At 31.5% G+C, this 11,609-nt stretch carries 17 protein-coding genes; 3 read left to right on the top strand and 14 right to left on the bottom strand.

Features of this window, described 5'->3' with window-relative positions; translation table 11 throughout:
- Positions 1–16: 16 nt before the first annotated feature.
- The 8 genes from yidD to SYO3AOP1_RS05040 all read right to left on the bottom strand — a co-directional run bounded on the left by yidD (position 17) and on the right by SYO3AOP1_RS05040 (position 2,903).
- Positions 17–226 carry a membrane protein insertion efficiency factor YidD gene (gene yidD / locus SYO3AOP1_RS05070; RefSeq protein ID WP_012459666.1) on the bottom strand — a complete coding sequence of 70 codons (210 nt, stop codon included), beginning with the start codon at positions 224–226 and terminating at the stop codon, positions 17–19.
- Positions 219–524 carry a ribonuclease P protein component gene (gene rnpA, locus SYO3AOP1_RS05065; RefSeq protein ID WP_281340825.1) on the bottom strand — a complete coding sequence of 102 codons (306 nt, stop codon included), beginning with the start codon at positions 522–524 and terminating at the stop codon, positions 219–221. Before rnpA ends, yidD begins: the two co-directional genes overlap by 8 nt.
- A gap of 23 nt (positions 525–547) precedes the next feature.
- Entirely contained in the window at positions 548–685 is a 138-nt protein-coding gene (rpmH, locus tag SYO3AOP1_RS05060) for a 50S ribosomal protein L34 (RefSeq protein ID WP_012459664.1), read from the bottom strand.
- Between the two features lie 84 nt (positions 686–769).
- Complete coding sequence (gene atpE / locus SYO3AOP1_RS05055) at positions 770–1,114, bottom strand: ATP synthase F0 subunit C (RefSeq protein ID WP_012459663.1); 345 nt, start codon at positions 1,112–1,114, stop codon at positions 770–772.
- 25 nt (positions 1,115–1,139) lie between these two features.
- Positions 1,140–1,541 carry a universal stress protein gene (locus SYO3AOP1_RS05050; protein ID WP_012459662.1) on the bottom strand — a complete coding sequence of 134 codons (402 nt, stop codon included), beginning with the start codon at positions 1,539–1,541 and terminating at the stop codon, positions 1,140–1,142.
- A gap of 12 nt (positions 1,542–1,553) precedes the next feature.
- Positions 1,554–2,177, bottom strand: a complete 624-nt coding sequence (atpB, locus tag SYO3AOP1_RS05045; RefSeq protein ID WP_012459661.1) for a F0F1 ATP synthase subunit A — start codon at positions 2,175–2,177, stop codon at positions 1,554–1,556.
- A 46-nt stretch (positions 2,178–2,223) separates the two neighbouring features.
- Positions 2,224–2,376 carry a hypothetical protein gene (locus SYO3AOP1_RS09685; RefSeq protein ID WP_281340520.1) on the bottom strand — a complete coding sequence of 51 codons (153 nt, stop codon included), beginning with the start codon at positions 2,374–2,376 and terminating at the stop codon, positions 2,224–2,226.
- Positions 2,373–2,903, bottom strand: a complete 531-nt coding sequence (locus SYO3AOP1_RS05040) for a DDE-type integrase/transposase/recombinase (RefSeq protein WP_281340519.1) — start codon at positions 2,901–2,903, stop codon at positions 2,373–2,375. The genes SYO3AOP1_RS09685 and SYO3AOP1_RS05040 overlap by 4 nt, the downstream gene beginning before the upstream one ends.
- Positions 2,904–2,985: 82 nt before the next feature.
- Between SYO3AOP1_RS05040 and SYO3AOP1_RS09680 the strand changes: the two genes are divergently transcribed.
- From SYO3AOP1_RS09680 to SYO3AOP1_RS09670, 3 genes are read left to right on the top strand one after another with little or no spacing between them, the layout of a single operon-like run.
- A complete protein-coding gene (locus SYO3AOP1_RS09680) occupies positions 2,986–3,447 on the top strand; it encodes a transposase (RefSeq protein WP_281340518.1) in 462 nt (153 codons plus the stop codon).
- Positions 3,434–4,015, top strand: a complete 582-nt coding sequence (locus SYO3AOP1_RS09675; RefSeq protein WP_281340516.1) for a transposase — start codon at positions 3,434–3,436, stop codon at positions 4,013–4,015. The genes SYO3AOP1_RS09680 and SYO3AOP1_RS09675 overlap by 14 nt, the downstream gene beginning before the upstream one ends.
- Before the next feature lie 13 nt (positions 4,016–4,028).
- Positions 4,029–4,223, top strand: a complete 195-nt coding sequence (locus SYO3AOP1_RS09670; protein ID WP_281340514.1) for a hypothetical protein — start codon at positions 4,029–4,031, stop codon at positions 4,221–4,223.
- Here SYO3AOP1_RS09670 and SYO3AOP1_RS05030 read toward each other — a convergent pair.
- The 6 genes from SYO3AOP1_RS05030 to dnaN form a co-directional block, all read right to left on the bottom strand.
- Positions 4,186–4,890, bottom strand: a complete 705-nt coding sequence (locus SYO3AOP1_RS05030; RefSeq protein WP_281340512.1) for a helix-turn-helix domain-containing protein — start codon at positions 4,888–4,890, stop codon at positions 4,186–4,188. The two genes, SYO3AOP1_RS09670 and SYO3AOP1_RS05030, sit on opposite strands and share 38 nt — an antisense overlap.
- Positions 4,891–5,215: 325 nt before the next feature.
- Positions 5,216–6,721 carry a murein biosynthesis integral membrane protein MurJ gene (gene murJ / locus SYO3AOP1_RS05025; protein ID WP_012459660.1) on the bottom strand — a complete coding sequence of 502 codons (1,506 nt, stop codon included), beginning with the start codon at positions 6,719–6,721 and terminating at the stop codon, positions 5,216–5,218.
- The gene (locus tag SYO3AOP1_RS05020; RefSeq protein ID WP_012459659.1) at positions 6,718–7,197 is read right to left on the bottom strand and encodes a hypothetical protein; all 480 of its coding nucleotides are present in this window, start codon (positions 7,195–7,197) and stop codon (positions 6,718–6,720) included. The genes murJ and SYO3AOP1_RS05020 overlap by 4 nt, the downstream gene beginning before the upstream one ends.
- 46 nt (positions 7,198–7,243) lie before the next feature.
- The gene (locus SYO3AOP1_RS05015; RefSeq protein ID WP_012459658.1) at positions 7,244–8,008 is read right to left on the bottom strand and encodes a L,D-transpeptidase family protein; all 765 of its coding nucleotides are present in this window, start codon (positions 8,006–8,008) and stop codon (positions 7,244–7,246) included.
- A 10-nt stretch (positions 8,009–8,018) separates the two neighbouring features.
- Positions 8,019–10,457 carry a DNA topoisomerase (ATP-hydrolyzing) subunit B gene (gene gyrB, locus SYO3AOP1_RS05010; RefSeq protein WP_012459657.1) on the bottom strand — a complete coding sequence of 813 codons (2,439 nt, stop codon included), beginning with the start codon at positions 10,455–10,457 and terminating at the stop codon, positions 8,019–8,021.
- Positions 10,458–10,474: 17 nt separating this feature from the next.
- Positions 10,475–11,563: a DNA polymerase III subunit beta gene (gene dnaN, locus SYO3AOP1_RS05005; RefSeq protein ID WP_012459656.1), complete on the bottom strand. Its 1,089-nt coding sequence runs from the start codon at positions 11,561–11,563 to the stop codon at positions 10,475–10,477.
- Between the last annotated feature and the right edge of the window lie 46 nt (positions 11,564–11,609).

Raw genomic sequence — 11,609 nt, 5'->3', positions numbered from 1 at the left:
TTTCACCTCTAATGTTTTAAGGATAATCAACGCCACCCTTTGAAAAAGGATTACATCTAAGTATTCTCCAGATAGCTTTTAATGAGCCTTTTATAATTCCATACTTTTCAATAGATAAAACTGCATACTCTGAGCAAGTCGGATGAAATCTGCAACTCTGCCCTTTAATAGGTGAGATGTATTTTTGATAAAATCTTATTACGTTAATAAATAACCTTTTAATCATTATTTTTTAGCTTTCCTATTACTGTGTTAAGTTGAGATAGGATATCATAAATTTTTTTATTTAAAATACTTTTTTTTGCTATAAAAATCATATCATATTTAAGATTATCTAATAAGTTAAGACGAAGCCTTACGGCTTCTCTTAGTAGTCTTTTTGCTCTATTTCTATCTACGGATTTTTTAAAGTTTTTTTTTGAAGCTACAAAAGCATACCTTGATTTTTCTTGATCGTTTTTCAGGTAAACCACTAAAAAATCTTCATTATCTACAATTTGTTTATTAGAAAAAACATTTTGTATGTCTTTTTTTTTAATGTGATCATTTACTTGATAGCGATGCGTTTTCTTCCTTTTGCTCTTCTTCTTGCTAAGATTTTTCTTCCGGCTTTAGTTTTCATTCTTGCAAGAAATCCAGAAGCTCTCTTTCTTTTCTTATTTGATAAATGAGATTTTGCTTTCATATTTGCCATTTCTATACACCTCCTATAAAATAAAATAAGGCAGCCTTTTATGGCTGCCAACAAATTTTTAAGCTAAAATTTATCTTAGAAGCCTGCTTTTGAATCGAAAATACCAGTAAAGATAAATATAATTGCGATAAGTAATGCATAGAGAACGAACGTTTCTATTAATGCCATACCAATGAACATAGTTGTTAATAATTTTGGACCCATGTTAGGGTTTCTTGCCATTCCTTCAAGAACACCTCTGATTGCATTTCCAAGACCAGCAGCACCACCACCTGCAGCTGCACCGATAGCAACGCCAGCGCCGATAGCTAACGCACCGTAAAATACAGCTCTTGCCATTGGGTCACCTTCTGCAGCAAACGCAGCAGAAACCGTTCCTGCTAAAACCATCAACATCAACACTTTTGAGAACTTAACCATTATTAATACAACCTCCTATAAGTAATTATTTTTTTACAATAAAGACATTTGATTCTATTTTTTTAGCTAAGTATTCGTAATCTTCCGTTATTATAACCAGATCTGGGCTTTCCTCTTTAACAAATTTTGGAAGTGAATTTTTTACACTGTCTGATATATCGACTATTATTTTAACATCCTTAGAAAAATCGGTTAATAAATCTTCTATCCTATTTTTAGCAGAGGTTTTATTTTTTTCTTCAATATCCGGTGGAACAGGCAATCCAAAGCTTACTGCAAATTTTTTCATCATATACACATCTTCTATTTCATGGAAAATGACAAGCTGACTGTTATATTTATTAGCTAAGTCTTTTGCAATTTCTAAGGCTTTTAAAGAGATGTTGTTAAACTGAAAGTTTATAAAAATCTTTTTTATTTCAACCATTATTATCCTCCATTAATGTTCAGCATGAGTAATAGCACCAGCGATGTAAACAGTTGTCAAGACTACAAAAACGTATGTTTGCAAGAATACAGCTATTAAGTGAATTAGCATAACTGGCATTGGAATTAGGAATGGAACAAGCATGATTAAAACAACGCTTATAAGCTCACCACCTGTCATGTTTGCAAAAAGACGAAGAGCCAATGTTACTGGTCTGCTAAGATGGCTAAGAAGTTCTATGATAACAAATACCGGAGCCATTGCAGGAACAGGACCTAAAAAGTGTTTAAAATAGCCAATACCATTTTCTCTAATGCCTTCAAAGTTGTATATAAAGAACACTAAAAGAGCAAGAGCCATTGTTGTGTTTAAGTTTGCTGTTGGAGATTCTAAACCTGGTATAATTCCAAGCAAGTTTCCAAAGAATACAAACAATCCAATTGATGCTATCAATGGAAAGTATTTTCTACCTTTTTCACCCATATTTTCTTTTATAAGATTATCTATAAATTCTATGTATATCTCAAATACGTTTTGAATAGGTGTCGGTATTAATGATGGCTTTTTTGCAAAAATAGTAAATATAACCGGAACCACTATTAACACTGTAAGAGCCATTATAACATGCTGTTCCATTTGCTCCTCCATTATATTTAATTCTGTAATATTATACAGGATTTTTTTAAGCTTGTAAATTTATTGTATAGGTCATACCAGTTTGGGAAAATTCCGATTTTCTTGAATTTATAATATCACAAAAGTATGCAATAGGTGATTTTTTGTTTAAACTATGATGAGGTCTTTCTATGTTATACCATAGCATATACTCCATCATTTTTTATTAAACTCATAAACATCTTTTAATTCATAATCTTCGTAGTACATGATAAATTCATCCTGTAATGTCCTATTCATTCTCTCTACATATGCTTGTCCTTTTGGATATCTTGGATAGTTAAAATAATGTTTTATTTCTTTTTTCTCTGCTGCTTTGCTAAACTCGCCTAAGAATTCACTGCCATTATCTGTTTGTATACCTTTTATCTCAAATGGTATTGCTTTTATTAATTTCTCTAAAAAGTCCTTTGCGTTTTTACTGTTTAGCCTGTCATATGCAAAAGTAAAAGAGATTCTTGTTTTTACATCCTTGGCTACAAATATATAAACTTTTCTACCATTTACATATTCATGCTTTGTATCTATTTGTACCAATTCTCCTGGTTTTGTTGGTTTTTTGTCTTTATATCTATCTTTCTTTGTTTTCTTTTTATCTTCTTTCACTATTAGCTTTCCAGTTCTTCCGTTGATTGAGATTCTTTGCCTGGCGTACTCATGATTTAACTTCCTTTCCTCTTTAAGCATTTTTATTATATTTCCAATTGAACTTTTGCAGAGGGAGTTAAAATAATGTTGTGTCTAAATAAAATTATAAGGAGGAATAGTAATGGATAAGAAAGAATACTTTGAAAAAATATTAGACAGATCTACCGAAGAATTAGTAAAAGAACTTTTCCCAAACGGTATAACAACTCAAGAAAAGATAGGTATAAGAAAACTTTTAGAATCTGTTGTGGAACTGATTATGAATCAGGAAAGAAATTTCTTCCTTGAAAATGACGATGATAACAAAGCAAATGGGTATTATGAAAGAAGCCTAAATACTGGTTCTTTCAAGCTTAACATAAATGTCCCAAGAGATAGAAAGGGTAAATTTAGACCACAAATATTACCTGACCCTTATAAAAGAGTTAATGAAGATTATATAGACCTTCTTATGAGTTTGGTATCCAATGGATACTCAGAAAGCAAGATAGATTCTACATTAAAAAGCTTGGGCTTAAACTACTCAAAACAACATATGGATGCAATCAAAAAACAGCTTATAGAAAGACTTGAGTGGCTTTAAAACAAGAGAGCTTCCATCGGATGCATTTGTACTGTATATAGATGCATATCACTGTGATATAAAAGAAAAAAACAAAATTAGGAAAGCTTCTGTTTATGTAGTTCTTGGAATAGATTTACAAGGAAATAAAGATATATTTGGATTTTACACATTTTTCAGTAGTGAAAACAAAGCAGACTGGATAAAAGTATTCAATGATTTAATAGATAGAGGACTAAAAAGGATAATGCTTATAGTAAGTGATGATTTTCCTGGGATATCAAAAGCCATAGAAACACTGTTTCCTTTTACAGACCATCAGCTATGTTTAGTCCATTTACAAAGAAACGTTAGAAATCAGATGGATAAAGAAGATTCACAAGTATTTAACAAAGAATTAAAAAACATAAAAGAAAACAGCTTAGATTATGAAGATGGATTAGAAAAATTAGATGATTTATGTAGTAGATTTAAATCTAAATATCCAAGCTTTATAAAACATATTCAATCTAACAAAGAGAGATACTTATGTTTTTTAAAAATATCCAGAAAATCTAAGAAAACACATATACACAACAAATCCAGTTGAAAGTGTTAATAGCATGATAGAGAAGGTAAGAATAAATTTAGGTGGATATTTTCAATCTGTAGACATTCTTGAGATAAATCTGCTTATACAGAGAGATAATTTAAAGAATGGAAAATGGAAAAAACCTATACCTGCTTTTAAAGGAGCTTCTTATGAAATTTTACAATTGTTTAATAAAAAGTTTTCAGTCCAGACACAAAATTATTGACAAGTCTCAAGATATAAACTTTTCTACCATTTACATATTCATGCTTTGTATCTATTTGTACCAATTCTCCTGGTTTTGTTGGTTTTTTGTCTTTATATCTATCTTTCTTTGTTTTCTTTCTACTTTCTTTTATTGTTAGCTTTCCAGTTCTTCCGTTGATTGAGATTCTTTGCCTGGCGTACTCATGATTTAACTTCCTTTCCTCTTTAAGCATTTTTATTATATTTCCAATTGAACTTGCAGATATCGTAGGAATATTGTGCTGCTTGCAGAGTTTATCAAGTAAAACCTTTATTTTTTCTTTCCCAAGCTTAGGATGTTTCTTTCTTATTTCTAAAACTAATTGTTTATGTTTTTCTGTTATTTTTTGTAATTTTTCTAATTTCATTCCTTTTTTTGATATATAACGATTTTTAAGAGATACGAGATTGTTATTACTGCTTTTATACTCTTTAATCCATCTGTATATGGTAGATTTTGATACACCAAAAGCTTCAACTGCAATCTTCACTGAATGTTTTAAAGCAAACTCTACAACTTGCAATCTAAAGATTATTTCTGGATGTTTTTCCATAACATCATCTAATTCTTTTACTTGTTTTAAAAGCTTTCTTTCAAGTGTATTAATTCTCTGAATGTAGGTAGATGCTCCTATTCTCTTTCTCATCTTTATCCCCCGATTTTCATAATTTTAAATTCTTATATTATATTTTCCCATATTTCTTTTAGCTTATACAATTGTGTATGAGGCTGTTTTAAAAAATTTTTTGCTATATCTTATCATGTATATCACACTCAAATATCTTGTGTGAAAAATTGAGGATTTTTATAAAACTTAAGAAGAAGATCCTTCGGCTAAAGTCCTCAGGAATATACGATGACAAAAGTTAATAATGTATCATTCTAAAGCTACAGCGAAGAATCTCAATAATTCTTTTTGAAATCTATCATAAATATTCCCATATCTATTTTAACTTAAACAAAATTTAAATTTACAACTTTCTCTTAACAATATTAACAAACAAAATCGTTGTATCTTCTTTCAATAAATAATTAACAAACAAATATACAATGCTACTTATTAAAATCCCAACAAATACAACTATAAACGTATTAAAAACAAAAAACTTTAAAGCCTCTATAAAGAGAATCATAATAAAGCCGGCAATGGATACTTTTATAAATGTCTTAAAAATTTCTTTTAAATCTATCTTCATTTTAAAATGCTTGTAAAGATAGATTGTGTTTATATATCCACCGAGAGATGAAGCAAAGGCAAGACCAAAAACGCCAAAGTTTAAGATAAATGTTAAAACAATAGCAGAGATAATACTTCCCATAATCCCAATCATGGTTGAGTAAAGGGGTGTTTTAGTGTCTCCCATTGCAAAAAAGGCACTTTTGAATGGTCTTGTTAAAGAGTATCCAAGAAGTCCAAGACCATAACCAATCAAAGCGTAGTATGTTAGCTGAGCATCTTTTTCGTTAAAAGCACCTCTTACTAATAAAACATCTATGATTTCTTTGCCAAGAAAAATCATTCCAATGGTTGCTGGCATTGAGATAAAGATAGAAAATTTCAGGCTCAAGGTAAGGTCTTTTCTAAAAGTTTCAAAATCTTTATTTGCATAATTTTTTGAGAGAGACACTAAGAGAGCATTTCCGAGTCCAATGATAAAAACGCCAAGTGGAAGCTGAAATATTCTATTTCCATAATACAGATAAGTAACCGCTCCGGCCATTAAAAAAGATGCTAAAACTGTATCTATTACAAAGGCAAATTGGCTTACTCCAAAGGATAAAAACGCCGGCCCAAGTTTTTTTAGTGTTGTTTTAATTTCAGGGTGGATTGTAAAGGTTGGTTTTACGATTAACCCTTCCTTGATTGCAAGAGGAAATTGTATTATTAGCTGTAAAAATCCACCAAGTAAAGCCCCAGCTGCCAATGAGTATATTCCCATCGAGTATGACAAAAATACTGAGGTAATCACAAAGGCAAGATTTAGCAGTGCCGGTGCTACTGCCGGAATAAAAAATCTATCCTTAGTGTTTAATAAAGCCATATAGAATGATGTCCAACCTATCAAAATTAGATAAGGAAAAATCCATCTTACAAGCTCAACAGTAAGGTCAAAATTTCCTTTGTTGGCAAATCCGGGAGCTATGATTTTTACAAAGTAAGGAGCAAAAATTATGACTAATAAAGTCAGTACTATCAAAACTATCGTGTAATATGTAAACAATGATGATGCATACCATTTTGCATTTTCGGAAGATTTTGAGTACTCTTGAGTATAGATTGGAATAAATGCAGCGTTGAAGCTTCCTTCAGCTACAAGCTGTCTGAGGGTGTTTGGAAGCCTCCAAGCAACGTAGAAAGCATCTGTAGCCGGATTTGCTCCAAAGTAGTAAGCTACAACCGCATCCCTCAAATATCCTAAAACTCTACTGATTAGTGTGGCTATAGAAAATATAAAAGTGTTTTTTAGAAATTTCATTTAAGCTTGATAGTAAAATCTGCCTTTAGAAAGCTTACTTTTCCTGATTTATCAAAAATTGTTAATCTAACAAAATAATCTCCCGACGAAACTTCTTTTCCTTCTATATCTTTTTGATCCCAGCACCATTTTTTAACTTCCTTTGGTTTTAAAGGTGTTATAACTTGGGCTGATACAGGAGAGTAAATAGCAACTTCCGGCTTTTCTTTATTAAAAATTGCATAAGGTGCTAAAGATGGAAGTATGTACTCTGCTTGAGATTGATTTTCTAATGTAAAACAAACTTGCTCTGCTTTTGAGTAAACCTGTTTATCTGTTTTAAATATCAATCCTGGTATATTTACTATTTCTTTTACTTCAGCATTTTGATTTTTGGAAGGTTTGACATCTGTACTTTGCTTTTTTTCAGACATGGCAAATCCTATATTTATGAAAATAGTTAAAAATAGCACGTAAATTAAAGTTTTTTTTCTCATTTACAACTCCTTTTATAAATTTTATAATATTTTATAAACAAACTTTTCACTCAAATATGATAACCTTTGTGTTTAAATCTACTAAATCATATAATCTTTCTATATCTTTATTTCTCATGACTATACATCCGTAAGAGATTTTCATGCCTACACCTTTTTCACTTCTTTTACTTGTTCCATGAATCATGTAGGAACTTTCGTTTAATCTTAAAGCTCTGGTTCCAAGACCATTTTCCGGACTTCCAAAAGGTACAACCGGTGGCAATTTTGGATTATTAGCCCTTGCACTTGGTGGAACTATCCAATCAGGATTGATTTTTTTCTCTGTTATAGCAAACTCACCGGTTGGAGTTGGATATTCTTCGTCTCCTGTGCCAACAGGAAAAGTTATTACATAATCACCATCTTCCAATTTTATTGGATAATACAACCTTTTATCTTTTAAAGACACGTAAACAGTATTATAGTTAAAATTCTCCGGAAGTTTTTTCTTTAAAGGAATCGTGATCACCGTTCCTTTTTCTACTTTGAAAGGATCGACAGATTTGTTAGCTTCTTTTAATTCATAATAGCTAACTTTTAATTTATAAGCCAAATCAACAAAATTAGTATCCTCTTCTACTTTGTATATATAATTTTCTCCAAACTCTCCATTTTCTCTAGGCTTAAAAACCTCTTGGTTAAGTAGATAGTAATGGTCTTTTATTTTTATTACTTTAAAATCCCAGCCATAATATTTAGGCTCCTGTGAAAAACTTTTATCAAAAAAGAAAACCCCAAGCAACAAGACTATTAAAAACTTTAATCTCAACTATAACCTCTTAGATATCTAAGTTTCTAACTTCTTTTGCATATTTCATGATAAACTCTTTTCTTGGTTCTACCTTTTCACCCATTAATATTGAGAATATTTCATCTGCTAATGCCGCATCTTCTATGTTTACTTGTAATAATCTTCTTGTTTTTGGGTTCATGGTTGTTTCCCAAAGCTGCTCCGGGTTCATTTCCCCTAATCCTTTGTATCTTTGAATCTCACAACCAGTCATACCAGCTTCATAAATAACATCATACAGTTTGTCTAAATCTTCTACCGTTATTGATTTATCTTTATAGTTAACAATAATCGGCAGCGTGCCAAGCTTTTCTAATAAAATTCTCTCTACTTCTTTAACTCTTACGTAAGCATAAGAAGATAAAAGCTCTACATCTATTTTGTTAACAGTTTTTGAAAATCTTTCTTTTCTTTCAACAAAAATATCATAGTCTGCCTCTTCCGGGTCATACTTATAATATACTTCGTATTCTTTTAGAACTTCCTTAAGTTTTTCTACAATTTCTTTTACCTTTTCTTCCGACCTTAAATCTTCTTCTGTTAAACTAAGCTTCAATATCTCATCTATTACTTTTTTATCTTTTCTTTTATAGATGCTTTGTTTTAAATCTTTGTATTCTCTGCTTAATTTTGCCACCTCTTTTATTTCAAGCTTGTTTAAATTTTTACCTTCTATACTAACTTCGTCAGATGCATACTCAATAACGATTTTTGCTAATTCTTCATCGTCTTTAACATATATTTCAGACCTGCCTTTTTTGAGTTTGTAAAGTGGCGGTTGTGCCAAATATAAGTGTCCGTTTTCAATAATTTGTGGGAAGTATCTATAAAATAATGTAAGTAAAAGAGTTGTAATATGAGAACCATCTACGTCAGCATCCGCCATAAGGATTATTTTATGATATCTTAACTTAGATAAATCAAATCCTTCTTCTGTTTTATTCTCTTCATCTTCTGATTTAATCGGCAGTCCTATTCCAGTTCCTATTGCGTTTACGATTGCTCTTATTTCTTCGTTTGATAAGATTTTATCTATCCTTGCTTTTTCTACGTTCAGTATTTTACCTTTAAGCGGCAGGATTGCCTGAGTTCTTCTGTCTCTTCCTTGCTTTGCAGAACCACCAGCTGATTCTCCTTCTACTATAAAAAGCTCACAAATCTCCGGATTATCTTCAGAACAGTCAGCTAGCTTTCCCGGTAATGAACTATCTTCTAAGAATGATTTTCTTCTTGAAATTTCTTTAGCCTTTCTTGCCGCTTCTCTTGCAATTGCTGCCTCTATAGCCTTTTCTGCTATTTTTAAGGCTATATCTTTATTTTTATCGAAGAAATCTATCAGATAATCACCTACTACCGATTCAACGATTCTTTTAACATCTTGGTTTCCAAGCTTTGTTTTAGTTTGTCCTTCAAACTGTGGCTCTGGAACTTTTACCGATATTACAGCCGTTAAACCTTCTCTTAAATCATCTCCGCTTACACCACTTTTTAACTCTTTTGGAAGTTTCATTCCGGCTAAGGTTTTGTTCATTGATTTTGTCAACGCAGCCCTAAAACCCGATACATGAGTACCACCTTCTACTGTTTTAATGTTGTTTACAAAGCTTTCCAAGGTTTCATTGTAGCTTGTGTTATATTGAAATGCTACCTCTACTAAAACTCCGTCTTTTTCTCCTTTTATGTAAATGACATCTGGGAATAATGGGTCTTTGGCTTGGTTTAAAACTCTTACAAAGTCTATAATACCGTTCTCATAATAAAACTCTTCTTTTATATCCTTCCTTTCATCAATTACTGTGAATTTTACCCCTGGATTTAAGAATGCTAACTCTCTAATTCTTTTTGCTATTGTGTCATATTTAAAGGTTGTTGTCTCAAAAATACTATCATCCGGTTTAAATGTTACTTTTGTTCCTCTTTTTGTTGTTGTTCCAATTTCTTTTAATGGATGAGCTGGTTTTCCGTATGAATATTCTTGTCTATAAATCTTTCCGTTTCTGTACACTTCAACAACAAGCCATTTAGATAAGGCGTTTACTACCGACGCACCAACACCATGAAGACCACCGGAGTATTGATATGCTTTCTTAGAAAACTTACCACCTGCTCCAAGGATAGTAAATACCATTTCAACAGCTGGAATTTTAAACTCCGGATGAATATCTACTGGAATACCTCTACCATCATCTTCCACAGTTACAGAACCATCTTGATGGAGTATTACAGATATATTTTTTGCATAGCCTGCCATTGCTTCGTCAACAGCGTTATCTACGATTTCCCAAACTAAGTGATGTAGACCTCTCTCACCTATATCTCCAATATACATAGCAGGTCTTGCTCTAACGTGGTCAAGACCAGTTACAGCCTGAATAGCTTCAGCTGAATATTCTATATTGTTTTGTATATTATCTTTTCTTTCTTCCAATCTTCATAACCTCCAAGTTAAATCGTCATTGGCATTACTACTGCTAAATATCTCTCTTCTGGATTTTCAGGAATAATAACAGTTTGAGAGTCTTTATTTATAAATTTTGCAACTATGTTTTTATCTTCTATCTCATCTACAGCTTCAAGAATGTATTTTCCATTAAAGCCAATCTCAAACTCCTCGCCATCATAATTTACTTCTATTTCATCTTCTGCGTAAGTATCGCTTGTTGGCGGTGTAGATATAATCAGTTTATTATCAAGTAATTTCAACTTTATAGGCTTATTTTCATTTTCTTCTGCAATGATAACTCTCTTTATAGAGTCTATCAATTCCGATTTAGATAAGACTATTTCAATATTAAAGCTATTTGGAATAACTTGAGTATAGTCTGGGAAAACACCTTCAAGCAATCTTGCAGATAAAACATAATTTGAACCTTTAAAGAATATACTACTTCCGGAGACTGCCACTTCTACATCTTCAACATCACTTACAAGTTTTTTAATCTCATTTAACGCTTTTTGTGGAACGATATACTTACCTTCAAGTCCTTTTCCAGTAATTTCAGTAGAGTATAAAGCAAGCCTATGACCATCAGTTGCTACAAAATCAAGCTTTCCTTTAATAAAGGAAAAACAAACACCATTTAAAGCAAATCTACTTTCATCCTTTGAAACAGCATAAATCGTTTTAGATATTCCTTTTAAAAGTTCTTTACCACTTATTGATACTGCTAAATCAGATGGAAAGGCTTCAGGCAATGGAAAATCATCAGCTTCAAAGGTTGGTAGGCTATATTTTGTTTTTCCTGATGTGATTTTTAAAGTTTCTCCATCTGTATAAAGCAAGGCTTCATTTTGTGCTAAAACTTTTGATATATCTGATATCTTTTTTGAGTTTACACAAAGAGAACCTTCTTCTTCAACATCTGCAGGTATCCAGTATGAAGTATATACTTCCAAGTCTGTTCCGTAAACTGTTAGTTTTCCATCTTCAGCTTTTAATAAGAAATTTGTTAAGATAGGAAGTGCTGTTTTCTTTTCTGATATAACTTTCTTAAACGCTTCCTGCAGGTCTTTTTTATAGGCTTTTAATTTCATCGTTAAACCTCTGAAAAAATAATTTAATATATTTATTTTACCATTT

This window comes from Sulfurihydrogenibium sp. YO3AOP1 (genome assembly GCF_000020325.1).
GTDB lineage: Bacteria > Aquificota > Aquificia > Aquificales > Hydrogenothermaceae > Sulfurihydrogenibium.
Note: the sequence above shows the minus strand (reverse complement) of the source record. Positions and strands in the feature narration are given on the sequence as shown.